This is a genomic window from Pseudomonas pisciculturae (assembly GCF_015461805.1).
Taxonomy (GTDB): domain Bacteria; phylum Pseudomonadota; class Gammaproteobacteria; order Pseudomonadales; family Pseudomonadaceae; genus Aquipseudomonas; species Aquipseudomonas pisciculturae.
In genome coordinates this window covers 211,772-238,012 of sequence record NZ_JACVZE010000008.1, presented here as the reverse complement: position 1 = coordinate 238,012, position 26,241 = coordinate 211,772, and the positions used below count along the sequence as shown (strand labels likewise).

Annotated in this window: 28 protein-coding genes and 1 tRNA gene; 15 read left to right on the top strand and 14 right to left on the bottom strand. The window is 59.7% G+C overall.

The window, feature by feature from the left end:
- Nucleotides 1–23 precede the first annotated feature (23 nt).
- The 4 genes from ICY20_RS21940 to ICY20_RS21925 all read right to left on the bottom strand — a co-directional run bounded on the left by ICY20_RS21940 (nucleotide 24) and on the right by ICY20_RS21925 (nucleotide 4,485).
- Nucleotides 24–1,244 carry a multidrug effflux MFS transporter gene (locus ICY20_RS21940; RefSeq protein WP_194938586.1) on the bottom strand — a complete coding sequence of 407 codons (1,221 nt, stop codon included), beginning with the start codon at nucleotides 1,242–1,244 and terminating at the stop codon, nucleotides 24–26.
- Nucleotides 1,245–1,340: 96 nt separating this feature from the next.
- Entirely contained in the window at nucleotides 1,341–2,306 is a 966-nt protein-coding gene (gene feaR, locus ICY20_RS21935) for a transcriptional regulator FeaR (protein WP_194938585.1), read from the bottom strand.
- A gap of 108 nt (nucleotides 2,307–2,414) precedes the next feature.
- Nucleotides 2,415–3,005, bottom strand: a complete 591-nt coding sequence (locus tag ICY20_RS21930; protein ID WP_194938584.1) for a DUF3156 family protein — start codon at nucleotides 3,003–3,005, stop codon at nucleotides 2,415–2,417.
- A complete protein-coding gene (locus ICY20_RS21925; RefSeq protein WP_194938583.1) occupies nucleotides 2,986–4,485 on the bottom strand; it encodes an APC family permease in 1,500 nt (499 codons plus the stop codon). Before ICY20_RS21925 ends, ICY20_RS21930 begins: the two co-directional genes overlap by 20 nt.
- Nucleotides 4,486–4,726: 241 nt before the next feature.
- On the opposite strand from ICY20_RS21925, the gene ICY20_RS28275 reads away from it, so the two are divergent.
- Nucleotides 4,727–4,858: a hypothetical protein gene (locus ICY20_RS28275; RefSeq protein ID WP_267464012.1), complete on the top strand. Its 132-nt coding sequence runs from the start codon at nucleotides 4,727–4,729 to the stop codon at nucleotides 4,856–4,858.
- Nucleotides 4,859–5,201: 343 nt separating this feature from the next.
- Here ICY20_RS28275 and ICY20_RS21920 read toward each other — a convergent pair whose 3' ends face one another.
- Nucleotides 5,202–6,152 carry a p-hydroxyphenylacetate 3-hydroxylase reductase component gene (locus ICY20_RS21920; RefSeq protein ID WP_194938582.1) on the bottom strand — a complete coding sequence of 317 codons (951 nt, stop codon included), beginning with the start codon at nucleotides 6,150–6,152 and terminating at the stop codon, nucleotides 5,202–5,204.
- 73 nt (nucleotides 6,153–6,225) lie between these two features.
- A complete protein-coding gene (locus ICY20_RS21915) occupies nucleotides 6,226–7,395 on the bottom strand; it encodes a p-hydroxyphenylacetate 3-hydroxylase oxygenase component (protein WP_194938581.1) in 1,170 nt (389 codons plus the stop codon).
- 295 nt (nucleotides 7,396–7,690) lie between these two features.
- On the opposite strand from ICY20_RS21915, the gene ICY20_RS21910 reads away from it, so the two are divergent.
- Entirely contained in the window at nucleotides 7,691–9,178 is a 1,488-nt protein-coding gene (locus tag ICY20_RS21910) for an aldehyde dehydrogenase family protein (RefSeq protein WP_194938580.1), read from the top strand.
- A 64-nt stretch (nucleotides 9,179–9,242) separates the two neighbouring features.
- On the opposite strand, the gene hpaR (ICY20_RS21905) is transcribed toward ICY20_RS21910, so the two are convergent.
- On the bottom strand, nucleotides 9,243–9,665 hold the full coding sequence (hpaR, locus tag ICY20_RS21905) for a homoprotocatechuate degradation operon regulator HpaR (protein ID WP_159957650.1): 423 nt from the start codon (nucleotides 9,663–9,665) through the stop codon (nucleotides 9,243–9,245).
- A gap of 206 nt (nucleotides 9,666–9,871) precedes the next feature.
- Between hpaR (ICY20_RS21905) and ICY20_RS21900 the strand changes: the two genes are divergently transcribed.
- Entirely contained in the window at nucleotides 9,872–11,128 is a 1,257-nt protein-coding gene (locus ICY20_RS21900; RefSeq protein WP_194938579.1) for an OprD family porin, read from the top strand.
- Nucleotides 11,129–11,314: 186 nt separating this feature from the next.
- Here the strand turns inward: ICY20_RS21900 and hpaA are convergent, their stop codons facing one another.
- Nucleotides 11,315–12,217, bottom strand: coding sequence for a 4-hydroxyphenylacetate catabolism regulatory protein HpaA (gene hpaA, locus ICY20_RS21895; protein ID WP_159957654.1), 903 nt, complete (start codon nucleotides 12,215–12,217; stop codon nucleotides 11,315–11,317).
- Nucleotides 12,218–12,393: 176 nt separating this feature from the next.
- Here hpaA and ICY20_RS21890 point away from each other — a divergent pair, with 176 nt between their 5' ends.
- The 8 genes from ICY20_RS21890 to hpaI all read left to right on the top strand — a co-directional run bounded on the left by ICY20_RS21890 (nucleotide 12,394) and on the right by hpaI (nucleotide 19,777).
- Nucleotides 12,394–13,068: a fumarylacetoacetate hydrolase family protein gene (locus ICY20_RS21890; RefSeq protein ID WP_159957656.1), complete on the top strand. Its 675-nt coding sequence runs from the start codon at nucleotides 12,394–12,396 to the stop codon at nucleotides 13,066–13,068.
- Nucleotides 13,065–13,865, top strand: coding sequence for a fumarylacetoacetate hydrolase family protein (locus tag ICY20_RS21885; RefSeq protein WP_194938578.1), 801 nt, complete (start codon nucleotides 13,065–13,067; stop codon nucleotides 13,863–13,865). The genes ICY20_RS21890 and ICY20_RS21885 overlap by 4 nt, the downstream gene beginning before the upstream one ends.
- A gap of 5 nt (nucleotides 13,866–13,870) precedes the next feature.
- Nucleotides 13,871–15,331 (top strand): 5-carboxymethyl-2-hydroxymuconate semialdehyde dehydrogenase, encoded by a 1,461-nt coding sequence (gene hpaE, locus ICY20_RS21880; RefSeq protein ID WP_194938577.1) that lies wholly within the window; start codon nucleotides 13,871–13,873, stop codon nucleotides 15,329–15,331.
- Nucleotides 15,332–15,415: 84 nt separating this feature from the next.
- Nucleotides 15,416–16,339 carry a 3,4-dihydroxyphenylacetate 2,3-dioxygenase gene (gene hpaD / locus ICY20_RS21875; RefSeq protein ID WP_159957662.1) on the top strand — a complete coding sequence of 308 codons (924 nt, stop codon included), beginning with the start codon at nucleotides 15,416–15,418 and terminating at the stop codon, nucleotides 16,337–16,339.
- 32 nt (nucleotides 16,340–16,371) lie between these two features.
- A complete protein-coding gene (locus tag ICY20_RS21870; protein ID WP_159957664.1) occupies nucleotides 16,372–16,782 on the top strand; it encodes a 5-carboxymethyl-2-hydroxymuconate isomerase in 411 nt (136 codons plus the stop codon).
- 57 nt (nucleotides 16,783–16,839) lie between these two features.
- A complete protein-coding gene (locus ICY20_RS21865) occupies nucleotides 16,840–18,144 on the top strand; it encodes an MFS transporter (RefSeq protein ID WP_194938576.1) in 1,305 nt (434 codons plus the stop codon).
- A 12-nt stretch (nucleotides 18,145–18,156) separates the two neighbouring features.
- Nucleotides 18,157–18,960 carry a 2-oxo-hept-4-ene-1,7-dioate hydratase gene (gene hpaH / locus ICY20_RS21860; protein WP_159957668.1) on the top strand — a complete coding sequence of 268 codons (804 nt, stop codon included), beginning with the start codon at nucleotides 18,157–18,159 and terminating at the stop codon, nucleotides 18,958–18,960.
- Between the two features lie 13 nt (nucleotides 18,961–18,973).
- On the top strand, nucleotides 18,974–19,777 hold the full coding sequence (gene hpaI, locus ICY20_RS21855) for a 4-hydroxy-2-oxoheptanedioate aldolase (RefSeq protein WP_194938575.1): 804 nt from the start codon (nucleotides 18,974–18,976) through the stop codon (nucleotides 19,775–19,777).
- A gap of 40 nt (nucleotides 19,778–19,817) precedes the next feature.
- Here hpaI and hpaR (ICY20_RS21850) read toward each other — a convergent pair whose 3' ends face one another.
- Nucleotides 19,818–20,240, bottom strand: a complete 423-nt coding sequence (gene hpaR, locus ICY20_RS21850) for a homoprotocatechuate degradation operon regulator HpaR (protein ID WP_194938574.1) — start codon at nucleotides 20,238–20,240, stop codon at nucleotides 19,818–19,820.
- A 224-nt stretch (nucleotides 20,241–20,464) separates the two neighbouring features.
- Here hpaR (ICY20_RS21850) and ICY20_RS21845 point away from each other — a divergent pair, with 224 nt between their 5' ends.
- The 3 genes from ICY20_RS21845 (at nucleotide 20,465) to ICY20_RS21835 (ending at nucleotide 22,759) form a co-directional block, all read left to right on the top strand.
- Nucleotides 20,465–21,763, top strand: coding sequence for an NAD(P)/FAD-dependent oxidoreductase (locus ICY20_RS21845; protein ID WP_194938573.1), 1,299 nt, complete (start codon nucleotides 20,465–20,467; stop codon nucleotides 21,761–21,763).
- A gap of 34 nt (nucleotides 21,764–21,797) precedes the next feature.
- Nucleotides 21,798–22,163: a cupin domain-containing protein gene (locus ICY20_RS21840; protein WP_194938572.1), complete on the top strand. Its 366-nt coding sequence runs from the start codon at nucleotides 21,798–21,800 to the stop codon at nucleotides 22,161–22,163.
- A gap of 362 nt (nucleotides 22,164–22,525) precedes the next feature.
- Nucleotides 22,526–22,759, top strand: coding sequence for a hypothetical protein (locus ICY20_RS21835; RefSeq protein WP_194938633.1), 234 nt, complete (start codon nucleotides 22,526–22,528; stop codon nucleotides 22,757–22,759).
- Nucleotides 22,760–22,830: 71 nt separating this feature from the next.
- Here ICY20_RS21835 and ICY20_RS21830 read toward each other — a convergent pair.
- A tRNA-Ser gene (locus ICY20_RS21830) sits at nucleotides 22,831–22,921 on the bottom strand.
- Nucleotides 22,922–23,073: 152 nt separating this feature from the next.
- Here ICY20_RS21830 and ICY20_RS21825 point away from each other — a divergent pair.
- Nucleotides 23,074–23,745, top strand: a complete 672-nt coding sequence (locus ICY20_RS21825; RefSeq protein ID WP_194938571.1) for a Bax inhibitor-1/YccA family protein — start codon at nucleotides 23,074–23,076, stop codon at nucleotides 23,743–23,745.
- 68 nt (nucleotides 23,746–23,813) lie between these two features.
- Here the strand turns inward: ICY20_RS21825 and murB are convergent, their stop codons facing one another.
- The 4 genes from murB to ICY20_RS21805 are packed head-to-tail and all read right to left on the bottom strand — an operon-like array spanning nucleotide 23,814 to nucleotide 26,240.
- Entirely contained in the window at nucleotides 23,814–24,833 is a 1,020-nt protein-coding gene (murB, locus tag ICY20_RS21820) for a UDP-N-acetylmuramate dehydrogenase (protein WP_194938570.1), read from the bottom strand.
- Nucleotides 24,830–25,294, bottom strand: coding sequence for a low molecular weight protein-tyrosine-phosphatase (locus tag ICY20_RS21815; RefSeq protein WP_159957690.1), 465 nt, complete (start codon nucleotides 25,292–25,294; stop codon nucleotides 24,830–24,832). Before ICY20_RS21815 ends, murB begins: the two co-directional genes overlap by 4 nt.
- The gene (gene kdsB, locus ICY20_RS21810) at nucleotides 25,294–26,058 is read right to left on the bottom strand and encodes a 3-deoxy-manno-octulosonate cytidylyltransferase (protein WP_159957693.1); all 765 of its coding nucleotides are present in this window, start codon (nucleotides 26,056–26,058) and stop codon (nucleotides 25,294–25,296) included. Before kdsB ends, ICY20_RS21815 begins: the two co-directional genes overlap by 1 nt.
- The gene (locus tag ICY20_RS21805; protein WP_105522807.1) at nucleotides 26,055–26,240 is read right to left on the bottom strand and encodes a Trm112 family protein; all 186 of its coding nucleotides are present in this window, start codon (nucleotides 26,238–26,240) and stop codon (nucleotides 26,055–26,057) included. Before ICY20_RS21805 ends, kdsB begins: the two co-directional genes overlap by 4 nt.
- Between the last annotated feature and the right edge of the window lies 1 nt (nucleotide 26,241).

The window sequence follows — 26,241 nt, the reverse complement described above, 5'->3', positions numbered from 1 at the left end:
ATATCCTTGCCAGCATTCTTTTATCAGTGATTTAACGCAGTGATCGAGTCAGCCTTGCCTTGGCGCACACTGATCCAGGTGAGCATACCCACCGCAACGGCGCACAGCACCAGCAAGCCACTCCACGCCGCCGCGCCGTAACTGCTGACCAGGCCGGTCAAAGGTGTCGCACACGCCGCAGTACCAAGCTGAAAGGCCCCCAGCAAGGCGGCGGTCGAACCCAGCGCGGTGGTTTGCGACGACATCACCAGCGTCATCAGCGTGGTTTCTGCAATCCCCACCCCAAGCAACGCAATCGCGACCCCGGCCACCAGCCACGACAAGCCCATCCCGGCAGCCACCGTCATGCAGGCAATGAGCGCACCCGCCACGATGCAGCACGAACCTGCCAGGGCCATGCGCGCCAGGCCGTATTGGCCAACCAACTTCGCCGCCAGCGAGGCCCCTATCAGGATCGCTATACCGGTTGCGCCGAACAGGGTACCAAACTGGGCGGCGGGCAACCCGTAGTCATTCTGGTAGATAAAAGTGGCGCCGCCGATGTAGGCAAACAGGAAAAAGAACACCGATGACAGCGCCAGCGCCGGCTGCAGGAAGCGCAAGTCCTGGCCGATGCGTGCGTAGGTTTGGATCGCGAGCTTGAAGTTCAGCGGCTCGCGTTTGTTCGCGGGCAAAGTTTCCCGCAGGACCACCATGGCGTTCACCGCCACCAAGGCTCCCAGCATGGCCAGTACGACCATCACCGCCCGCCAGCCAAAGTGCGCGTCAATGTAGCCGCCCAATGCCGGCGCGATAATCGGTGCCACACCTTCGATGGTCATCAGCAAGCCAAACAGCTTGGCCGCCTGCACGCCTTGGGTGACATCACGCACCATGCTCATGATGACCACCAGGGTCAGCGCACTGCCCAGGCCCTGAACGAATCGGGCCACCAACAGCCAGTCCAGTGTTGGTGCCGCACCGGCCACCAGGGCACTCAAGCTGAACACCACCAGGCCTGCGATCAAGGGACGTCGACGCCCCCAGGCGTCAACGATAGGGCCGAACAGGAGCTGGCCAAGACCCATCGCTAAAAGGAAGACCGTGAGTGTCAGCTGAATACTGGCCACACTGGTCGAGTAGTCCACTGCCATCTCCGGCAGGCTGGGCAGATACATGTCGACGGCCGATGGGCCAAGGGCACCAATGGCGCCCAAGGCCACGGCGAACTTCAATGAGGGACTGCTTGAATTGATCGATTTCATCATAAACTCACGACTTGCTTCCTACCGGTCGGTAGGCTGAAGTTGCGAGGTTAGCCAATGGCTTGGCAAAAGGTCAAGTCGTTAACCAATTAACGGTCAGGCAGCACCGGCTAACGCGCCCGAGAGCGCCTGCGCGCGGAAATCCTTGGGCGATTGTTCAAAGTGTTTTTTGAAGGAGCGGCTGAAATGCGCGGAATCGGTGAACCCCCACTTGTAAGCAATTGAGGTAATCGACTCAGAACGCAGGAACGGGTTCGACAAATCGGTGGCGCTGCGCTCAAGCCTTGCGCGCTGGATGTAACGACACACACTGTCGCCCTCCTCTTCAAACAGACGGTAAAGGTGCCTGACGGAAATCTTCAGCCGCCCCGCCAGGCAGGCGGGCGTCAAATGGGTCTGGGCCAAAGACTCATCGATGACCTTTTGCACATAACTGCGCAGGTTCACGCCACCGAGCACAGCAGCATCGCTGGCCTTCTCCTCGGCCTGCTCCAACCCGGACGCCAGCAGCAGGATAAACGCACTTTGCAAGGCCTCACCCTCGGCCGCGGCGCTGTCGGTGCCGTCGCTGCCCTTGCACGCCTGGTCCATCAGCAGATGCAGCATGCGGCCACAGGCCTTGGTCGATGAGATTTTGCCAAAGATCGGAGAGACGCCCTTGAGCTGGCGCTGCACTTGCGCGCGCGACAACGACAGGGACGCGTGCTCGATCAGGCCATGGGGTGCAATCGAGCACGGGCCGACTGAATCCATCAGCATCAGGTCGCCCGGCGCGAGCTGGATAGTCACTCCGCCCTGGGTGATGTGGGAGTAACCGGTGCGCTGACTGACCAGGAAACAGTGCTCGTCGTTGTCGCAATCGGCACGGTCGCCGTAACGCACGATGTTGCCAGCGTTGGTGCGCATATTGGCCAATGACAGGCCCCCATGGGACCAGGTGGAAATCTCGCCGATAAACAGCGAGCGATTGAACGCCAGTTGGGTTTCGAAACGACCGCACAATGCCTGCATGGTTGTTGTCCACTGGTCCAACCCGTCCCAGGCAGCCTGATGGATGCTCATGAATACCTCCGCACGAGATGCTTATTTTTGTACGCCAATAGTTAACATGTTATCTATAAGCGTACAACTGTAGATCTATGCAAAGTACTTAAGCACAAGCCATGCCACTCAAGGCTTAAAGGGTCTTAAGCACGAGATGAAGCGCAAAGATGCTCTGCTGCATAGGCGAGTTTGTTCAATACTCAACGAAATATAGCGGCGAAAAGCAGGCATGCGATTGACCACCTCGCTGCCCCCCATGTGCTCCAGCGTCACGCTCCAGCCGCCGTGGGAGTATTCAAGGGTGATCTTCTTGAAATCCAGCGGCATCAGCGCCTCGCGCAACGCCTTGTTGGTGCTCAGTTCGCGGGTCAGCAAATCGGCAAAGTCCCGCGGCCCTTCGCGGCGGCGGCAGACCAAACCCGTACGGGTAATGGCCCCCGTATGGTGCACTTGGTAACACCCCTCGCGCCACTGTGAGGCGGGCGTGTGGAAGCGAAACTGCGTGAGCACTATATGCATCAGTAACTGCGCTTGCGCGCGCTCATGTACCTCGATGACCGGCCCCTCTGGGCTGAACTGAAACTGCGCGCGTACCGGGGCCGACAATTGAAACGAGGGCTGGCCGAGATTACGCCGCACATGCTCAAGCGTCGCGCCCGGACGATACCCCGCCGGTGCGCGCTTGGAACTGAACAAATCAGACAGTTTTGAAAGCATGATCGAGTACCTCGGTCGGCTGAATACCGGGCTCCATGGCAAATTCCTTGGCCAGTACATCTTCGACCCGCGCTGGTATGAAGGGGTTGACCTTCTGCACCACCAGCGTCCAAAACAGCGCGTACAGGGCAGTGCTGCCCAACATCACGCCAAAAGGAATGTACACATCCGCAGGGTTCATGCCGGGCGGCGTGATAAACCACATGCCCAACAAAATCCCCGCGCTGGAAATGATCTGCGGCAGCGGAAAGAACGGTGAGCGATAGGCCCGTGGCAGGTCCGGGCGACGGATTCGCAGCATCACCACCGAGAGCGTCACCAACAGGTAAGCGGTGCTCCACGCACACACCGCCGCCAATACCAAATGCAGGATGTTGTCCGCATTACCGCCCAGGTACCAGGCATGCAGGCACGGAATCAACATCGCCACGAGAATGCACAGCAGCGGCGTCTTGAAGCGTGGATGCAGATAGGTAAACACCTTGGGCAACGCACCATCGACCGCCATGCCATAGAGAATGCGCGGCACACCGGCCATCAAGGTGTTGATGGTCGCAGCGCCTGCAAACAAAAAGCCGATGCCCAGCCAGACCGGGCCGATATCCCCCATGACCTGGGCGGCGAACTTGGGAATCGCCATCGGTGTATCCAGCAAGTGCAGGCCGGTGGCGGGGTCCAGCACCAGGTTTTCCACCTGGCGCTTCATGGCCGCGCCATAAATGAACATGCACGATGCCACGCCCACCAGGCCCAGGAGCATGGCCCTGGGCATGGTCGTGGCGGATTTGCGCAAGTCAGGCGCCAGCGGCGTGACGAATTCGCAGCCCACAAACATAAACATGGCCATGCCCACCAGCGACAGAATAGTCATCGGGTCGCTGCCCACCAACGACTCACCAAACCAGCCCTCCAACTCGACCGCCGGGGCCGCGATCAAGCCCAGCACGCCAAACACCATCAGTGTGGTCCACATGCCGAACGTCAGGATGATTTCTGCACGGCCAAATACGCTCACGCCAAACGCGTTGAGGATGCCGAACCCGATCACGAACGCCACCCCCAGCAACCACGAACCACCGGCAGACTCGGCCAATGTGTTGAGGTGTTCAAAGTTCACCAGCGCCATGACGCCCGACAGAATGGTTTCGGCGGTGCCTGCAAACACATGCACGATCAGGTAGGCCGACAGCGTGCCGGTTATTGCAAAGAACCGCCCCATGCCACAGTTGATGTAGTCATACACCGAGCCGGTAGTGGGCAAAATCGCTGCCGCTTCGGCAAACGTGGTCGCCTGGGCCAGCATCATCACCACCGCGATCAACATCGCCACGGCGAAGGCCTTGCCCCCAATACCAAAGCCCATGGTCGCCGTAAGGATGACGGGGCTGGCCATGATCAGGCCTACAGTACTGGCCAGTGCGGTCGGAAACCCCACCGACCCGCGGTTCAAATGCTCAGTGAGCTTATGGTTGATCGACATTTTTTAATGTCCCTGACGTTAGGTTGGCGTAAGAAGCGACAGGCTGATCCTCTCAACTGGATGCTGGCGTCGCCGCACACCCTCACTGTGCGCCCCGGCACCCCTAGCGTCTTGCCCACGGCTGCCGCCGGATTTGTTGCAGCCTGCCAACGTCGGGCACCTGGCGAGCTGAGTCAGCGCGGCAACGGCATCGAAAACGCTCGTTTCGGCTTTGGTCCCAGGTGCCTTCGGTCAATGTGGATTGGAGCAACTCCCTGAGATGGGCCTGGCTGGCGTACGTCTCGACCCTCCGGGCATGCCGCTCACTGTCGGCGTGCAGGGTGACGCAATGTTCAAGCGTTTGTTCATGCCGAACAGTCAGGTCGGCCAGTAACCGGTCTTGCTGCGCCGAAACCTGCGACAACCGCATAACGGTGGCAAGCGCCTCGTGCAAATCACTTTGGGTCTGCTGATGTTTATCGGCGAGCGCCCCGAGGGTCTCAAGCAGCGCTGGATACGCCTGTAGCGAGGGCGCAGACAAGGCTTGGCCGTTCCGAAGCAGGCTCAGGGTCGTCGCCAGCTGCAAAATCATTTTTGGCGGTAATTGAACATCCATGCACCGTTTGGCTGTGAAGTCAGTTGTGCACGGGGTATGACGCGAAATCGCGGGGAATACGTTGTATGGCACTGCCAGGCACTTTGTCTGTAGCTGCTGCCTGGCAGCGCCGGCTCAACCCTCAGCTGGCAATCACGGCCTTGAGCACGGTCTTGAACGTATCGATCTGCTCATCCGAGAACTGGCCGAACACCTTGTCCTGCTGTTCACGGGCGATGGTCCACAGCGACTCCGTCTCATCGACACCTTTGACGGTCAGCCGTACGCGGTCGTTATCGTCCACCACCAACCCCTTGCGCTTGAGATTGGCCACCGCCTCCTCGATTTCACGCACCGGCATCGCCACTTCACGCTGTAACTGGTTGAGATCCAGGCCGGCGTCACTCTCCAGCACCATCAACATCCGTGCCTCACTGGTACGCAGCCCGGTGGACAGCTGGCGAGGCTGGTAGCTGGCCTGATAAGCCCGCAGCGCCTGGGTCATCAGGTAATACAGGTTGTGGCTCAAGCGCCCCTGGAAATGGCTGCTGGGCGGCTGACCTTCGTCGCGCTTGGTCATGCGGGTGTGGGGCAGCACCATCGAGTAGGCACCTTGGTGATACAGCAGGGGCGAACGGCCGAAGTCATCAAACGCCACCACTTTGCCGATCATGATCCAGTGGTCGCCGCCGTCGACTTGCTGGAACTTTTCGCAGTGAAACCGTGCCGAGCAGTCGGCAAATACCGGCGCGCCGCCCTGCCCCGGCTCAAATTCAATTTCGGCAAACCGGTCTTCCTTCGGCCGCGCAAAGTTGTTGGACAAGTCGATCTGGTCAGCCGCCAGCACGTTAACCGCAAAGTGGCTGGCCTCTTCAAACACCTCGTGGCTGTTGGAGCGTTTATCGATGCTCCACAAGATCAATGGAGGGTCAAGGGACACCGAGTTGAAGCTGTTGGCTGTCACGCCAACCTTGCGGCCGCTGGGCGTCGACGCCGTCACCACCGTGACACCGGTGGCGAAGTTGCCCAAGGCTCGGCGGAACGCACGGGCGTCGAATTCAGCGGTTGGATTGGATGCAAGCACATCAGACATGAAAAACTCCCGGGCCGACCTACTGATCGACCCTGATTGTTGTTATTGGAATAGCCCTGCGGCGATGACGCGATCAAACCATTGACGGGTCTGGCTCAAGCCCCATCAACTCGCGCCCGAGGATCTGCGCGCACACGTCATAGTCGGTGTAGGCATGTGCGCCGGTGAGGTGGGAATCGCGAAACAAGCGTTGCAGCTCATTGGTTTCAAACCAGGCGCCACCACCAGCGGCGTCCATCAAACGGTCAACGGCCTGGATGCACATTTTGGTCGCGTAGCCCTGGTTGGTGCGCCAGAACGCGAGGGTTTCCCGCTCGGGATAGCGGTGCTGTTCGCTGTAAAATGCGATCTCATTCCAGCTTTTTTCCAGCAAGGCGCGAGCGGCAGCCACCTGATGCGTGGACTCGGCCAGACGCATCAGCGCCGGTGTGGCGGCACCCACCGCAGCGCCTGTGTAGGCTCGCACACGGTTTTTTGTTTTCTCGCGAAAGACCTCAAGCATGCGCTCGGCAACCCCCAGGCTGACCGTCGAAAACCCGCTGGCAAAATAGGGACGGTAAGGTGCAAAGAAGATCTTGCTGTCAGGGTAAAGACCAAAGCCTGCGGACTTGCCTTCCATCATGTCCTTGGCTTTCTGGATGCGGTGCTCAGGCACAAAGGCATCCTTGACGATCAGCGTCTTGCTGCCGCTGCCGCGCATGCCCACCGCATACCAGTCGTCACGGATCTCGTAATCACTGCGCGGCAACACGGCAAAGCAATAGTCCTGGGTGCCCTCGGCGTTTTTGCGACGAAAGCCCATGATCGCCCACTCTGCGTGATCGCAGCCCGAACTCCAGCCCATCTCACCGCTGAAGGTCACACCGCCTTCGACCTCTTCGGTCCGCCCGAAGGGCGCAATGCTGCTGCTGGCAGTGGCGTCGGGGTCATGCCCCCACACCTCGTCCTGCAGGGTTGGGGAGAACATCGCCAGTTGATGGCTGTGGGTGCACAACAGGCTCATCGCCCAGGCGGTACTGGCGCACGACGCCGCCAGCAGCGCAATACAATCGGCAAACTCGGGAAGTGAAATCTCCAGGCCGCCATACTTGCGCGGTTGCAGCGCATGGTGCATGCCGATGCTTTTGAGCAAGGCAATATTCTCGGCCGGGACGCTGCGGTCTTTTTCCGCCGCAAAGGCGTTGGCAGCAATGGCAGGCAGGACAGCCTTGAGGTCTTCGAGCAGAGGGTTGGGCTTTTTCATGACGGGACTCTTTATTATTGGATGTCGGCGGCGCCTATGCCGAACAGCTCCGGTTTGCGCGCAAACCGTTGCTCCTGGCCAGGAACGCTGAAAAATACCGGGCCAGTATGAGTCGCGTACACGCCGTGGAACATGCACGTTCCACGTAGAAGGTTGTACTTTTCATAGCCCATCACCGCGTGCGAAAGCTGGCAGGCTCAGTCATGTCCGTGACACGCACAGTCAAGATAAACCGCGTCGCCCCGCGTACTTTCCCTCCCAATGTCTGCCTGTTTGATCATTGGAGCCTGCCCGCATGAACGATACCCCACTGCTTCCCCGTGTCAGCCAGTTTCTGGCGCGCGATCACGGTCTTTACATCGATGGAGGTTATGTAGCCAGCAGCACCCGCACCAAACTCAAGGTCATTAACCCGGCCACAGGGGAAGTGATTGCACAGGTCAGCGATGCCGCCCAGGGCGACATCGACCGTGCTGTCGAGTCTGCCAACCGGGGCTTTAAAGCCTGGTCCAAAACCAGCCCCGCAGCCCGTGCAGCAGTGCTGTTCAAGCTCGCCGACCTGCTGGAGCAAAACCGCGAAGAACTGGCGCAGATCGAAACCTGCCAGTCCGGCAAACTCATTCAGATTGCCCGCGCATTCGAGGTCGATCAGGCTGCCCACTTCCTGCGTTATTACGCTGGCTGGGCCACTAAAATCACTGGCGAAACGATCACCCCGTCGCTGCCCTCCTATGCCGGAGAACGTTACACCGCCTTTACGCTGCGCGAGCCGGTCGGCGTGGTGGTCGGCATTGTGCCGTGGAACTTCTCCACCATGATTGCCATCTGGAAGCTGGCATCGGCCCTGACCACCGGCTGCAGCGTGATCATCAAGCCGAGTGAGTTCACACCGCTGACGATTCTGCGCATTGCCGAACTGGCCAGCGAAGCCGGCCTGCCGCCCGGCGCACTGAACGTGCTGACGGGCAGCGGCCTGGTCGGCAAAGCCCTGATCGAACACCCGGGCACCGATAAGGTCTCGTTCACCGGCTCCGTCCCCACCGGGATCGCCGTGGGCAGGGGCGCGATGGATGCGAAGTTGACCCGCGCCACCCTGGAGCTGGGCGGCAAGAACTCAGTCGGTTTTCTGCGTGACATTGACCTGGACAAAGCGGCGGACGGCATTATCGAGGCGGGCTTCCTGCACTCGGGGCAAATCTGCGCGGCCGCCGAGCGGTTCTTTGCACACCGTTCGCAAATCGAGCCAATCATGGAAAAGCTCGCCCAGCGCCTGGCCTCCTTGAAAATTGGCTCACCACTGGACGAAGCAACCCAGTTCGGCCCCGTCACCAACAAGCAACATCAACAGAAACTCTCCGGTTTTTTTGACACGGCACGCGCGCAAAACAACAGGATTGTCTACGGCGGCAACATCATCGAGGGCCCCGGCTGCTATGTCGAGCCAACGATCATCCTCGCCCACTCCATCAACGACACCTTGCTCAACGAAGAAACCTTCGGCCCGATCGCGACGTTTTTCCCGTACGACACTGAAGAAGAGCTGCTGCACCTGATGAACGATACGCCCTACGGCCTCAGTGCCAGCCTGTGGACCAACGACTTGTCCAAGGCCCTGCGCCTGGTGCCGGAAATTCAAGCGGGGACTGTATGGGTCAACATGCACACCCTACTCGACCCGGCAGTGCCCTTCGGCGGCACCAAGTCATCAGGTATCGGCCGTGAATTTGGTTCGGCATTTATCGACGACTACACAGAGCTGAAGTCGGTCATGATTCGCTACTGACCGCCCTGCTCTGCGGCCTTTTTGGCGAGCAACCGGCAGGTTGTCTTGATCGAGCGATGCCGCTTTAAGGCTTGATTTTTTTCAGCTCATCCAGCAGCGCGAGCAGTTGCTGCATGTTGTCTTCGCCGAATTGGCGCTGAATTTCCAGATAGCCGCGCTCCATGCCCTCACTCATCGACAGAAAGCACTGGTGGCCCTGCACCGTCAGGCTAAGAAAAATCCGCCGCTGATCTTCGCTGGATTTGCGCCGTGTCACCAGGCCATCGCGCTCAAGACGCTTTAGCACACCGCTCATGCTGGGCTTGAGAATGCAGGCCTGAGTGGCCAGCTGGTGGCTTTCCAGTTCGCCTTGCTGGCGCAAGATGCGGATCACCCGCCATTGCTGCTCGGTCAGGTCATGTTCGTTGAGCCCTGGACGAAAGAAGGCCATTGCGGCCTCGCGTGCCTGGAGCAAGGTGAGGGTCAGAGAAGGTCGGGGATTGGCCATTGGGTGTGCGCACTGTGGAGGAGCGGCCAGATTAAGGTCGACAGCCCTCAGGTGCAACAACGGCGCAGATGCCCACTGCCCTCCAACGCCGCGAAATGCTGCAAGAAGGCTTTGCTTTTTTGCCACTTCGATAATATGTTAACGAAACAAAGGGGCCAGCATAGTCCCGCCAACGATCACAATAAAAACAACAAGGAATCACCCCAATGCGCGTCAGCACCCGCAGTGCTTTGGCCTCACTGAGCCTGTGCACCACAGCCCTCCCGTTCCATGCCTTTGCCGACTTTATCCAGGACAGCAAAGCCACGCTGGAAACTCGCAACTATTACTTCAACCGCGACTATCGCCAGGCAAATGCGCCGCAAAGCCAAGCCGCCGAATGGGCCCAGGGCCTGATGTTGCGTTACGAGTCCGGTTTTACCGATGGCACCCTGGGGTTTGGCCTGGATGCGTTGGGCCAGTTGGGGCTCAAGCTGGACTCCAGCCCAGACCGCCATGGCACCGGCCTGCTGCCTTACGGCGCCAGTGGCCGGGCTGCAGATAGCTATAGCGAGCTGGGGCTGACCGGCAAGGTGCGACTGTCCAGGACCGTCCTGAAAATCGGCACCCTGCAACCGCAGTTGCCGGTGGCCGCGTTCAACGACACCCGCCTGCTGCCATCCACCTACAGCGGCGAACTCATCACCTCCAAAGAGCTCGACGGCTTGACCTTGAATCTCGGCCGCCTGGAACAACAAAACCTGCGTGACTCCAGCAGCAACGACTCCATGAGCTACGCCGGCGTGAACACCCGCTACCTGGACGTTGCCGGCGGCGCCTACGCGCTGACGCCCAACCTCACTGCGAGCTACTACCATGCGCGCATGAAGGACATCTACCGCCAGGACTTCGCCGGCGTTACCCACGAAATACCCTTGGGCGCCGGGGTCAGCTTACGTTCGGACCTGCGCTATTTCGTCACGCGTGAAGACGGCGAACACCGCCTGCGCGCCGCCGCCCGCGTGGATGGCGGCCGGATCAACAATCGGTTTTTCAATGGCATGGAAAGCTTGAGCATCGGCGGCCATCGCTTCGGCGTGGGGTATCAGAACCTCTCGGGCCAGGGCGACTTCGCTTACCCGGGCCTTGACCCCTATTCGGTCAACCTGGTCACGATCAACGTCTTCACCAAAGCCGAAACCGACGCCTGGCAACTGCGTTATGACTACAACTTTGCCGCCATGGGGCTGCCGGGGCTGACCTTTATGACCCGCTACGTGAGCGGCTCCCACATCGACACCAACCGAGTCAGCGGGGGCACCGAGCGCGAGCGCGATACCGACTTGAGCTATGTGGTGCAGAGTGGAACCTTCAAAAACCTGAACATCCGCCTGCGCAATGCGACGTTGCGCTCCGGCGGCGGCTTGACCACCGACATCGACGAAACCCGACTGATTGTGGGTTACAACCTGTCGCTGTTCTAAAGCCGCACCGCCTGATGGAAGCTACGGGATGGGTACTTCTGGATGGAAAGTACAAGCGATCCACCGTAAAGCGCATGTTCGCACCCCCAAAAATCCATCAGCATGGGCCTCTCTTTCTTCAGCCGCGCCCTGCGCGGTTTTTTTTCGCTGCTGGTTGGACGAAGACGGAACAAACCCATGCTGGCGCTAACGCAAACCCGCCTGACGTTGCCGATACTCCCCCGGAGTCATCTGCGCATAGCGTTGGAAAAAACGACTGAAATAAGCCGGGTCTTTAAAACCCAGCTGATAGCAGATTTCGTTTGCCGAGCCCCGTGTAAACAGCAACAAGCGCTTGGCTTCCTGCATGACGCGCTCAAGCACCAGGCGCTTGGAGGGCAAGTCCGCAATACGCCGGCACACATCATTAAGCCTTGCTTCAGTGACGCCCACCGCCTGCGCATACCGCCCCAATGCCCAATGCTCCAGGTAATGCGCTTCGATCAGCTCGTTAAAGCGATGGAAGATCTGCAAATCCTCATGGCGAGCGGGCGTGGCCTCCAGCGAGTTGGCGCACAGCCGCAACAGGCTGAGCATGATCAGGCGCGTCAGGCTCAGCAATGCCGCGCTGTGGCCTGCCGCCGTGGCATTCATCTCGACGCGCAACTCCTCGAACAAAAACGCGAGCCGGCGCGCTTCACCCTGATATTCGGGCGCCAGCCGATCCAGTGCAACGCACGCCGCAGCCAGTTGCGGGCCCGGTGCCAAACCAGGGTCGCTCTCGATCAATTGCCAGACCAGTTGCTGACGCACGGTCAACACATGCCCGTCGCTATCGGCTTCTGTCACGAACGAATGAGGGATTGTCGGTGGCGTCAGAAAGAACATCGGGCCCGATTCCAGGTACTGCTGGTCGTCGAGGTAGACGCGCACCGCACCGCTTTTGACGTAGTGCACCTGGAAAAAGCGATCGTGTCGGTGCACCGGCATATTGCGGCCGAAGAAACCTGCGAGGTTGCCGAGCTTGTCGTAATGCACCTCGCTGTCGCTGTAACGCTGGTCGTAGACCTGCCCGATGTTGATGTTGGGGATCGGGTGACGATCGTTCATCTGAGTTCACTCATTATTTTTGTCGGTACAACCCGCAGCGCCGCCCATGTTGCACCTGCCCAAAGACTTTCGCCACTCGCTCAGGCCTTGACGATCGTTAACATCTTAATTATAACGTTAACACATTAACAATTAAGGCGAGGCCGCCTGCGCCCCGCTACTGCCAGGAGAAAAGCATGAGCCGTGCATTGCATGACGCTGCGACCGGTACCCTGTTCGGTGTTGCACTGAACTACCAGGGTCTGGTCGATCAGCATCTCGCTCAATTTCACGAAGCGCCGTACAAACAGCCGCCCGTAAAACCGGTGCTGTTTATCAAGACCCCCAATACGCGCAACGGCCATGACCAGGCAGTGGTTTACCCGGCGGGTGTCGAGCACCTGCAACCCGGCCCGGCTTTGGGTGTGGTGATCGGCAAAGACGCCAGCCGCGTCAGCCAAGCGCAGGCGCTCGACTACGTGGCCGGCTACACCATCGTCAATGAGTTCAGCCTGCCGGAAGACAGCTACTACCGCCCTGCGGTCAAGGCCAAATGCCGCGATGGTTTCTGCGCGATCGGCCCTGAACTGATTCCTCGCGACCAGGTTGCAAACCCCCATGACCTGAGCCTTAAACTGCTGATCAATGGCCAGTTGCGTCAGGAAAACTCCACCGCCAACTTCGTGCGCAGCATCCCGCAGTTGATCGCTGAAATCAGTGAGTTCATGACCCTGCATGCCGGTGACGTGTTGATCACCGGCACGCCGCAAGGCCGGGTCGACGTACAGCCCGGCGATCAAGTTGAAGTCCAGATCAGCGGCCTGGGCAGCCTGGTCAATCACATCGTCGCCGAGCAGGAGGCCTCTGTATGAGACACGCACGTATCCGCTTTGAAGGCGCCATTCATTGCGCAACCGTGGAAGGCGACGACAACACCCTCCACCTCGCAGACGGTCGCCGCGTGCCGGCCAGCGCCGTCGAGTGGCTACCGCCCGCTACCGGCAGCATGTTCGCCCTGGGCCTGAACTATGCCGACCACGCGGCGGAACTGGCCTTCGCGCCTCCGACCGAACCCCTCGCGTTTGTTAAATCCGTGGGCACCTACGCCGGCCATGATCAGATCACCTGGCGCCCGGACAACGTTGCCTACATGCACTACGAGTGCGAATTGGTGGCGGTGATCGGCAAGCCTGCGCGCAACGTCAAACGCGAGGATGCGCTGGACTACCTGGCCGGTTACACCGTGTGCAACGACTACGCGATCCGCGATTACCTGGAAAACTACTACCGCCCGAACCTGCGCGTGAAAAACCGCGACGCCACCACCCCGGTCGGCCCCTGGATCGTGGATGTGGCGGACGTACCTGACGCCTCGAACCTGAAGCTGCGCACCTGGATAAACGGCGAACTGCGCCAGGAAGGCAGCACCAAGGACATGATTTTCGACATCCCTTACCTGATCGAATACTTGTCCAGCTTCATGACCCTGCAACCCGGCGACATGATCGCCACCGGCACCCCGGAGGGGCTCGCGGATGTGGTGCCGGGCGATGAGGTCGTGGTCGAAGTCGAGGGCGTTGGCCGCCTGGTCAACCGGATCGTCAGCGAAGCTGAATTCTTCAGTCACCAACTTCTCAAGAACAAGAAACTCGCTGAGCAAGAGGCGTAACGACCATGATCAAGCACTGGATTAACGGCCGCGAAGTAGAAAGCAAAGACGTTTTCATCAATTACAACCCGGCCACTGGCGAGGCGATTGGCGAAGTGGCCAGCGGTGGCGCCGAAGAAGTCGCACAAGCCGTCGCTGCTGCCAAGGAAGCCTTTCCCAAGTGGGCCAATACCCCGGCGGCGCAACGCGCCAAGCTGATGCGCAAACTGGGCGAACTGATCGAGCAGAACGTTCCGCACCTGGCCGAACTGGAAACACTCGACACCGGCTTGCCGATCCACCAGACCAAGAACGTGTTGATCCCGCGCGCCTCACACAACTTCGATTTCTTCGCCGAAGTGTGCACGCGGATGGACGGTCACACCTACCCGGTCGATGACCAGATGCTCAACTACACCCTGTATCAGCCGGTGGGTGTATGTGCCCTGGTGTCGCCGTGGAACGTGCCGTTCATGACCGCCACCTGGAAGACCGCGCCATGCCTGGCGCTGGGCAATACTGCCGTGCTGAAAATGTCCGAGCTATCGCCGCTCACTGCCAACGAACTGGGGCGCCTGGCCGTCGAGGCCGGCATTCCCAATGGCGTGCTCAACATTATCCAGGGCTACGGCGCTACAGCCGGTGACGCGCTGGTGCGTCACCCGGACGTGCGCGCCATTTCCTTCACCGGCGGCACCGCCACCGGCAAGAAGATCATGCAGACCGCGGGTTTGAAAAAGTACTCGATGGAACTGGGTGGCAAATCACCGGTGGTGATCTTCGAAGATGCCGACCTGGAGCGTGCACTGGACGCCGCACTGTTCACGATCTTCTCGTTGAACGGCGAACGCTGCACCGCCGGCAGCCGGGTGTTCATTCAGGAAAGCGTATACCCCGCGTTCGTCGCCGAGTTCGCGGCACGAGCCAAGCGCCTGATCGTCGGCGACCCGCAAAACCCGAAAACCCAAGTAGGCTCGATGATCACCCAGGCCCACTACGACAAAGTCACCGGCTACATCAAAATCGGCCTGGAAGAAGGCGCCACCCTGCTCGCTGGCGGCCTTGAGCGCCCGGCGAACCTGCCTGCGCATCTGGCCAAGGGTCAGTTCATTCAACCCACCGTGTTTGCCGATGTGAACAACAGCATGCGCATCGCCCAGGAAGAAATCTTCGGGCCGGTGGTGTGCCTGATTCCGTTCAAGGACGAAGCCGAAGCGCTCAAACTGGCCAACGACACCGAGTACGGCCTGGCCTCGTACATCTGGACCCAGGACATTGGTAAAGCTCACCGCCTGGCACGTGGAATCGAGGCCGGCATGGTCTTTATCAACAGCCAGAACGTGCGTGACCTGCGTCAGCCGTTCGGCGGCGTGAAAGGCTCCGGTACCGGGCGTGAAGGCGGGCAATACAGCTTTGAAGTGTTTGCCGAGATCAAGAACATCTGCGTCTCGATGGGCAGTCACCACATCCCGCGTTGGGGCGTGTAACCGAACCACCTTGGTCGCCAGGCTTCATGCACATCCGCACTAGCCCGGCGCCCAAGCACCCAACAACAAGAAAGGAGATTCATCATGGGCAAGCTGGCTTTAGCCGCCAAGATTACGCACGTGCCTTCCATGTACCTCTCTGAGCTGCCCGGCCCGCGCCAGGGTTTTCGCCAGGCCGCCATCGACGGCCACTATGAAATCGCCCGCCGCTGTCGCGAACTGGGGGTCGATACCATCGTGGTGTTCGATACCCACTGGTTGGTCAACGCCAATTACCACGTGCTGTGCGGCCCGCATTTCAAAGGCGTGTACACCAGCAATGAGCTGCCCCACTTCATCAGCAACATGGAATACGAATTCCCAGGCAATACCGAGCTGGGCCTTTTGCTCGCCGAAGAATGCAACCGCTTCCAGGTCGAGACCATGGCGCACCACGCCACCACGCTGGGCCCGGAGTACGGCACCCTGGTGCCGATGCGCTACATGAACCAGCAGCAGGACTTCAAAGTGATCTCGGTGTCGGCGTTGTGCACCTCGCACTTTCTGGGCGACAGCGCGCGCCTGGGTTGGGCCATGCGCAAGGCGGTCGAAGATCACTACGACGGCACCGTGGCCTTTCTCGCCAGCGGTTCGCTGTCCCACCGTTTTGCCCAGAACGGCCAGGCGCCGGATTTCGCCACCAAAGTCTGGAGCCCATTCCTGGAAACCCTCGATCACCGCGTGGTGAAAATGTGGGAGGACGGCGAATGGCCCGAGTTCTGCGGGATGCTCCCGGAATACGCGTCCAAAGGCCACGGCGAAGGCTTCATGCACGACACCGCCATGCTCCTCGGCGCGCTGGGCTGGAGCGACTATGACGGCAAGGCCGAAGTGCTGACGCCCTATTTCGGTTCCTCCGGTACGGGGCAGATCAACGCGGTGTTTCCGGTTACCCCGCAGGACGGCGCCAACATTCCCCCGGCTCAAGCGGCCAACCCTGGCGCGGTGCTGCCCACCAGTCGCCTTTAAACGCCCCTTGAGTACAACGCAGGAGACTCGACATGCCGCACCTGGTGCTGCTTTACACCCCCGAGCTTGAAAAAGAGGCGGACATTTCTGCGCTCTGCCGCGCCCTCGCCGACACCATGCTGGAACAGCGTGACGAAGCTGGCAAAGCCGTCTTCCCCACTGGCGGCACCCGCGTGCTGGCGTACCCGGCGGCGCATTGTGCTATCGCTGACGGCAAGGGCGACTACGGCTTTTGCTACGCCAACCTGCGCATGGGCAGCGGCCGCAGCCACACCGTGCACCAAGCGGTAGGCGACAGCTTGCTTGGGGTGCTGCGCGCCTACCTGGACCCCATTCTCCAGAGGCGACCCCTGGGCATCACCGTGCAAATCGACGAAAGCTCCGCACAAGTCTACGACGCCAAGCACAGCAGCCTTCACCCGTTGTTCAACACACCCACCTGAGGGCGGCCAGCCGCCCTCCTCCCCGTGCCTATCTCATATAAAAAGAAGTACAACATCATGAGCACAGCCAACACTGCCACACAGCCTTTGCGCACGTCGCAAGACAGCACCCACAGCACCATCACCTGGCGGCTGATGCCGCTGCTGCTGGTCTGCTACCTGTTTGCCCACCTGGACCGCATCAATATCGGCTTTGCCAAGATGCAAATGAGCACCGACCTGCACTTCAGCAACACCGTGTACGGCTTCGGCGCCGGTCTGTTTTTCGTGGCCTATGCCTTGTTCGGCGTACCCAGCAACCTGGCGCTGGACCGCTTCGGCCCGCGCCGCTGGATCGCCTGCCTGATGGTGGTGTGGGGGATTTTGTCCACCAGCATGCTGTTTGTGGACGATGCCGTTGAGTTCTACGTCCTGCGCTTCTTGCTCGGTGTCGCCGAGGCCGGGTTCTTCCCTGGCATTCTGGTGTTTCTCAATCGCTGGTACCCGGCGCGTCGGCGGGCCCAGGTCACGGCACTGTTCGCAATCGCCGTGCCCATGGCCGGCGTTATCGGTGGCCCGCTGTCGGGCGGCATTCTTGAGGCATTCCACGACTTCGGCGGCCTGCGGGGTTGGCAGTGGATGTTTTTGATTGAAGGCGCGCCCGTGGTGCTGCTGGGGCTGGTGGTACTCAAATACCTGCCGGACACTTTTGAAGGTGTGAACTGGCTGAGCGATGCGCAAAAGGCTCAGTTGCGCGACCAACTGCACAGCGAGGAGCAACGCAAAGCCATCACGTCGTTTTCCGCAATCCTCAAAGACTCACAAGTTTGGGTGCTGGTAGCGGTGTATTTCGCGGTCATGCTGGCGGTGAACACGTTGGCGTTCTGGATGCCGTCCCTGATCCACGGCGCCGGTATCGGCAGTGATGGCAAGGTCGGGCTGCTGAGCGCCGTACCTTACCTGGCGGGCTGTTTTTTCATGATTGCCTGCGGGCGTTCTTCAGACCGTAATCGCGAGCGGCGCTGGCACTTGCTGGTGCCGCTGCTCATGTCGGCTGCCGGGATTGCCATCGCCGGGCTAATGCCAGAAAACCCGGTGCTGGTCATGACGGGTTTGATCATCGCAGGCATGGGGGCCAGCGCCGCCCTGCCGATGTTCTGGCAGTTGCCACCCGCCTTCCTGTCCAACTCGACCCAAGCCGCCGGCATCGCCCTGATCAGCTCCTTCGGCAGCATCGCGTCGTTCCTCGCGCCGTACCTGATCGGCTGGATGCGTGACAACACTCATAGCGCCAGCCTTGCCCTGTATGTACTCGCCGCCTTTATCACATTGGGCGCCGTGCTGGTGCTGCGCACCCAGGCCGCCATCGTCAATCCACAGTAAGAGACCCAGACCATGCTCCACGAAAGCGTGATACAGCAAGCTGCCGCACAACTGGACCAGGCCGAACGCTCTGGCGAGCAAGTGCGCCAGTTTTCCCTGGACCACCCCGACATCACCATCGAAGACGCCTATGCCATTCAACGGGCCTGGGTGGCACAAAAAATCAAGGACGGTCGCAAGCTCGTCGGCCACAAGATCGGCCTCACCTCCCGTGCGATGCAGGTCTCTTCGAACATCACCGAACCGGACTACGGCGCGTTGCTGGACGACATGATTTTCGACGAAGGCACCGATATCCCATTCAGTCGCTTTATCGTGCCTCGGGTTGAAGTGGAGCTGGCGTTTATCCTCGGCAAGCCGCTAAAGGGCCCCAACTGCACGATTTTTGACGTGCTGGACGCCACCGAATGGGTGATCCCTGCCCTGGAAATCATCGATGCGCGCATTCAGCAAATCGACCCGCAGACCAAGGCCACCCGCAAAGTCTTCGATACCATTTCCGACAACGCGGCCAACGCCGGTGTAGTCATGGGCGGACGCGCTGTTCGCCCGACTGAAATCGACCTGCGCAAAGTCCCTGCCGTGCTGTATCGCAACGGCGTGATCGAGGAGTCCGGGGTGTCGGCCGCCGTGCTCAACCATCCGGCCAAGGGCGTGGCCTGGCTGGCCAACAAGCTGGCGCCGTATGACGTCACCTTGCAGCCCGGCCAGATCATTCTGGGGGGCTCGTTTACGCGCCCGGTGGCGGCCAACCCTGGCGATACCTTCCATGTCGACTACGACATGCTCGGTTCCATTTCATGCCGTTTTGTCTGACGAGGAACCTGTCATGGATATGCCGGTAAATCTATTCAAGCAACGCCTCTGTAGCGGCACCGTGCAAATTGGCCTGTGGCTGGGCCTGGCGGACGCGTATTGCGCCGAGCTGGCTGCCAACGCCGGTTTCGATTGGCTGCTGATTGACGGCGAGCACGCGCCCAACGACCTGCGAGGGTTGTTGAGCCAACTTCAGGCGGTTGCGGCCTACGCCAGTCAACCGGTGATTCGCCCGGTGATTGGCGATACGGCGTTGATCAAACAGGTGCTGGACCTTGGCGCCCAAACGCTGCTGGTGCCAATGGTTGAAAGCGCCGAGCAGGCACGCCAGCTGGTGCGCGCCATTCACTATCCGCCCCAGGGCATTCGCGGCGTTGGCAGTGCGCTGGCGCGAGCATCGCGCTGGAACAGTATTCCTGGCTATCTGGATCTGGCCAACGAGCAGATGTGCCTGTTGGTCCAAATTGAAAACCCTGAAGGGTTGGCCAACCTGGACGCGGTTGCGGCGGTCGAAGGCGTCGATGGGGTGTTTATTGGGCCTGCCGACCTCAGCGCCGCCATGGGTCATCGTGGCAACCCCGGGCATCCTGAGGTGCAGGCCGCCATTGAGGACGCGATTGTGCGCATTCAACGAGCGGGTAAGGCGGCGGGCATTCTCAGCGCTGACGAAACACTCGCCCGCCGCTATATCGAACTCGGCGCGGCCTTTGTCGCGGTCGGCGTCGACACCACCGTGCTGATGCGCGGGCTGCAAACCCTGGCCAGCACCTTCAAGGGTTCCCGGGCGCCCACCAGCGCTGCCGGCGGCGTGTACTGACGGTTGCAGGAGCGAGCTTGCTCGCTCCTGCAGGGGGGTGTCAGCGTTTGATCGACTTGAGTTCTGTGAGCAAGGCCAGCAAGGTCTGGAGTTTCTCGGCGCCGAAGCGCTCCTGCAAGCGTTGGTAGTTTTGCTCCATGCGATCACTCATCGAAGCAAAACATGCCTGCCCACCTTCGGCCAGCGTCACCAATACCCGACGCTGGTCCTGATCAGCCTTGCGCCGATGCACCAGGCCTGCGGCTTCCATGCGGCTCAGTACCCCGGTCATGCTGGGTTTGAGAATGCACGCCAGGTCGGCCAGGCGGTTGGTTTCCAACTCGCCCTGCTGGCTGAGAATCCGGATAACGCGCCATTGCTGTTCGGTCAGGCCGTGTTCATTGAGTGACGGCCGGAAATAACTCATGGCGACTTCGCGTGCTTGCAATAGGTTAAGGGTCAACGACGGGCGGGGTTTGGTCATGCATCACAGCCAGATTATTTGTTAATACGTTAACCAATCTAGCACAGCCTGCTCCCCCTGTGTTTTGCATCAGCCCTCTGGCGCTTGCGCTGGCACGCAGATACAAAAGCGAAGGCATGCACAATCAAGACACCTACCGCTCGTTAGGTCCTTAATGGATGCCATGGAACAAGGCTTGCTGGAGCCTTGCTATGACGTTTTTTTCAACCTAGTCAGGCCGCACCATGATCAATATCGAAACGCCTACCTATTACTCGGCCACCAAAAAATACAACCTCGCCTTCCCAACCCTGGAACGCGATGTCGACGCGCAAGTTGTGATCATTGGCGGCGGTTTTTCCGGCATCAATACCGCGCTTGAGCTGGCCGAAAAAGGCATCACCAATATCGTGGTCCTGGAGGCGCGCTACCTGGGTTTCGGGGGCACCGGCCGCAACGGCGGCCAGATCATGGCGGGCATCGGCCATGACCTGGAAAAGATCAAAGGCAGCGTCGGCGAACAAGGGCTGCGCGAGATCTTTGAAATCAGCGAATTGGGCGCGGGCATCATCAAGGATCGCATCGCCAAATATGCAATCGATGCGGACTTCTGCCATGGCTATGGCTACCTGGGCTTCAATGATCGCCAGGCCAAAACCCTGCGTGCGTGGGAGAAGGATTTCAAGACCATCAATACCCGCGACGAGATCCGCTTCATGCAGGGCAGCGAGGTCAAGCAGATCATTGGCTCCGATGCCTACAGCAGCGCCCTGCTGCACATGGGCGGTGGCCATGTGCACTCGCTCAATTTGCTGCTGGGCGAAGCAACCGCGGCAGCCAGCCTCGGTGTCAGCATCTTTGAACACAGCCCGGCGCTTGAAGTGACCTACGGCGAGCGCATCACGGTGCGTACCGGCCGTGGCTCAGTGACGGCTGAAAAGCTGCTGTGGGCCTGCGACAGCTTTCTCAACAAGCTGGAGCCGGAGTTGCACAAGACCACGATCAACACCTACGCGTTCCAGATGATGACGGAGCCACTTTCTGAAGAAATGATCCAGCGCATCAGCCCGATCCGCGGGGCCTACAGCGACATCCGTCCCGTGATCGACTACTACCGCGTGACCAATGAGAACCGGCTACTGTTCGGCGCCGCAACCCCGGTGATCGAGCACATCCCCAAGGACCTCAAGGCGTGGAACCGCAAGCGCATGCTGGACATCTTCCCCTACCTCAAGGACGTGAAGATCGACCTCGCCTGGGGCGGACCGATGGCAACGGGAGCCAACCTGTTTCCTCAAATCGGCACGCTGAGCGGCCGCCCGAACGCCTTTTACGTGCAGGGCTACGCGGGTTTCGGCGTCACGCCGAGCCACATCATCTGCAAGGTGCTGGCCGAAGGCATGAGCGAAGGCTCGTCACGCTACAACCTGATCAGTTCCGTCAAACACGCACAGATTCTCGGCAAGGATCATATCCGCCCCTTGATCCTCACGGCCGGCAAAAGCCTTCACCAACTCTCGGGCTATTTCAACGGGCGCCGTTGAACAGCGCGTCAAAACCACTCACTGGAGAACTGCCATGACCATTACCACTATCGAGCAACACATCAAGCTGTCCGCACTGGACGCCTGGGGCACCGTGGCCGACCTCGGCTCGACCATCCTCGAAGGCGAAGTCAAAGCCTTTGGCAAGATGACCTTTGGGGCCCCTACCGACGCCGTCAGCAGCGCTTACTTTGGCACCACCCAAGGCAAGTTCCGCATGGAATACCCGTTCAATGAGCAAGCAACGGTGGTCACCGGAGAAGTCATCCTGACCGAAGAAGCCACGGGCAAAAGCACGCGTTATGCGGTGGGCGACACCTGGTTCGTGACCAAGGGGACTGCCGTGGTCTGGGAGATTGTCAGCGAAGAGTTCGTCAAGCACTACTTCGCCGTCGCTTGATAGCGTTGCTGTTACCGCGCTAAACCTGCTTCTTAGGCCACTGCCACACTTGTGCAGTGGCTTTTTTATTCCACGGCTCACATGCCTATTTCTGACGACGGGACTGAGGATCCAAGCGGGTTTTGCCGAATGGTTTCAAATAAACGTCGAAGACGAAGAGTAACCCGCAAACCTGGGTAAAAACTTTGTCCAGGCTCAGACCTTTGTGGACTGTGTGAAGGCCCAGCCAAATGCGACCGCTGCAATGATCGGTCGAATCAGGTCTGTTGCCGGCGCCATACCCGTAAATATTTGCAGGCTCGCAAGTACGAAGACAACAGCTGCAGCAAGGATGCCCAACGCCGAAATCCAGCGGAAATATCGTGGAAACATCAAATCACTCCTTTGAGAAGGACGCGATCGTAATTGCAATAGGCCATCACCTCAATCTGCTTGCTGCATTCCGTCAGTGGAGGGCGGCGCTTATCGACTCGATGACGCCAGCCAATGTTGCCGGGGATCGCGATGCGCGTACCGCAAAGGTTCAGGCCAACCGAGAAGCCGTCAAAATAGAAAAATTCTGGAACGCTTCCACAATAGTTATGGAACGCCTATGAAAAACCGTCGCTCTCTACCCAAACCCCAGAAACACAAAAGCCCCGCTAGTGCGGGGCTTTCGTTTGAATCTTGGCGGGAAACCAGGGATTCGAACCCTGGAGACGCTATTAACGTCCGCCGGTTTTCAAGACCGGTGCATTCAACCACTCTGCCAATTTCCCTTGTGCATCACAGGATTAGAATAGCTCATCCTGTCTCAGCGGGCGCCATAATACCCGAATGAAACACACTGTCAAACTCTTGGCATCGCTTGTTACAGAGCGTCTGTTATGATCTTTGCGACTGAACGTTTCAAAACTGAAGGAGTGTCGCCATGCGCGAACAGAATTACGCAGTGAATGGTAACGCGCAGGCTGAGCAGCTTGAAGTCAGCCGCGTGTTGCGCAACACCTATGGCCTGCTCGCCCTTACCCTCGCATTCAGCGGCGTGATGGCGTTCATAGCTCAGCAGATGCGCGTCGGCTACCCGAACATTTTTGTTGTGCTGATAGGCTTCTACGGTCTGTTCTTTCTGACCAACAAGCTGCGTGACTCGGCCTGGGGCCTGGTATCGGCGTTTGCCTTGACCGGTTTCATGGGCTTTATCCTCGGCCCGATCCTCAACCGTTACCTCGGCATGGCCGGCGGTGCGGAAGTGGTCAGTTCGGCATTTGCCATGACGGCGCTGGTGTTTGGTGGCCTGTCGGCCTATGTACTGATCACCCGTAAAGACATGAGCTTCCTGGGTGGCTTCATTACTGCAGGCTTCTTCGTGTTGCTGGCCGCTGTTGTGGCGAGCATGTTCTTCCAGATCAGCGGCCTGCAACTGGCGATCAGCGCAGGTTTCGTGCTGTTCTCCTCCGTGTGCATTCTGTTCCAGACCAGTGCGATCATCCACGGCGGTGAGCGTAACTACATCATGGCGACCGTCAGCCTGTATGTATCGATCTACAACCTGTTTGTCAGCCTGCTGCAGATCTTCGGCATCATGAGCCGCGACGACTGATTGTGTCGCTGCAATAAAAATGCCCCGTATCGAAAGATACGGGGCGTTTTTGTTTTCAAGGTTTGGGCTCAGTACTGGTTGGGTTCCATTTCCAGATCGACCTTGAAGCGCAATGCAATATCACGCTGGATACGCAGGGCAAGGTTGGCGATATCGTGCCCCGTAGCGTCGCCATAGTTCACCAATACCAGCGCTTGCAGCTTGTGTACACCCGCGTCGCCCTCACGAAAGCCCTTCCAGCCCGCTTTGTCGATCAGCCAACCGGCAGCGAGCTTCATCTGCCCGTCAGCCTGAGGGTAGGCCACCAGGTCCGGGTAGAGCACCTGGAGTTCAGCCGCCAGCACTTGGGACACCAAAGGGTTTTTGAAGAAGCTGCCGGCATTGCCGAGTTCTGCGGGGTCTGGCAGTTTTTCCCGGCGGATACTACAGATTGCGCGGCTGACATCACTCGGCGTCGCCTCGGTGATGCCCTGCCCCGCCAAGCGCTGTTGCACCGGGCCGTAATCGAGTTTCAGGTGGCTGACACGGCTGAGGGAAAAGCGCACTCGCAGGATCAGCCAACGCCCAATCTCATGCTTGAACAGGCTGTCACGGTAAGCGAAGTTGCACTCTTGCAGGCTGAAGTCTCGTAGCTCGCCGGTATGGCGATCCAGGGCAGTCAGGCCGGCGAATACGTCCTTGATCTCCACACCGTAGGCGCCGATGTTTTGCATCGGCGCCGCACCGACGGTCCCGGGGATCAAGCTAAGGTTTTCAAGGCCACAAAAGCCCTGTTCCAGCGTCCAGAGTACAAACGGGTGCCAGGCCTCGCCCGCCTCCGCTTCGACGACTACGTGCTGACCGTCGTCCTGCAACACCAGGATACCTTGGGTTGCCATGCGCAAGACCAACGCCTGAATGTCTTGGGTCAGCAATAAGTTGCTGCCACCACCGATCACCAACAGCGGCAGTGAGTGCGCTGTGGCGTAGGCCAGGGCATCGCGGACATCGTTATCGCTGTGGGCTTCGGCGAAGAACTGCGCACGCACGTCGATACCAAAGCTGTTGAATGGCTTGAGCGACACCTGCGCAAGCACCTGCAAGGTCATAGCCGCCCCTTCAATTCGATTACCAATGAATCACAGGCCCGCTCGATCAGGTCCAGGACACGTTCGAAGCCTTGCTCGCCTTCGTAATAAGGGTCTGGCACTTCGTCCACTTCCGAATCGTAGCGACGCAGAAAAAGATCCAACTGCGCCTTGCCCGTCGGCGGCTGCATCGCCTTGAGGTTACGCAGATTGCTGTGGTCCATGGCCAGGATCAGCTCATACCGTGCAAAGTCGGCGCGGGAGACCTGCTGGGCACGTTGGGCCGACAAATCGTAGCCACGCACCAACGCTGCACGCTGGCTGCGCTGGTCCGGTGGGTTGCCGACATGCCAGTCACCGGTACCGGCAGACGCCACTTCGATCTGCCCCGCCAGCCCCGCTTCGCGTAATTTATGGCGCAACACACCTTCAGCGGTAGGCGAGCGACAGATATTGCCCAGGCAGACGAACAGAACTTCCATCAGGCCCCCAGCAGGCGACGGACGCGCTCTAGGTCTTCGGGTGTGTCCACACCGGCTGGCGGCGCTTCCAGCGCATCGCCCACATGTATGCGCACGCCGTGCCAAAGGGCACGCAGTTGCTCCAGAGACTCAGTGTTTTCCAACCAGCAGGGGCCCCAACTGACGAAGTCATGCAGGAATCCGGCGCGGTAGGCGTAAATGCCAATGTGGCGGCGATACGGTACGCCTTCGGGCAGTACGTCACGGCTCTTGGCGAAGGCGTCACGTGCCCAGGGCAAGGTCGAACGACTGAAGGTCAGCGCCAGGCCATTGATGTCGCTGACCACTTTCACCACGTTCGGGTTGAACAGGGTGTCGATGTCTTCGATGGGCTCAGCCAGGGTCGCCATGCGCGCCTCGCTGTGAGCCGCCAGGTTGGCTGCCACCTGATCAATCACGCTCGGAGGGATCAACGGCTCGTCACCTTGCACATTGACCACGATGGCATCCGGCGCCAGGCCCAGTTGCGTGGCCACTTCGGCCAGGCGATCAGTGCCCGAATTATGATCTTCTCGAGTCAGCACCGCTTCGGCGCCGAAACCTTTGCAGGCCTCGATGATGCGTGGGTCGTCGGTGGCGATCACGACGCGCTCGGCGCTGCTTTTACAGGCCTGTTCCCATACCAACTGCACCATCGGCTTATTGCCGATCAGTTGAAGTGGTTTGCCCGGCAGGCGCGTCGAGGCGTAGCGCGATGGAATGACAACGGTAAAGGCAGTGGTCATTTATCCAGACGCTCGTCGTTGGTCAGGGTGCGGGCCTCGCTCTCCAGCATCACCGGGATGCCATCACGGATAGGGTAAGCCAGGCCAGCGCCCTTACTGATCAGCTCGGTTTTGTCGGCGCTGAGCTTGAGCGGGCCTTTGCAGATCGGGCAAGCGAGGATGTCGAGCAGTTTGGTGTCCATG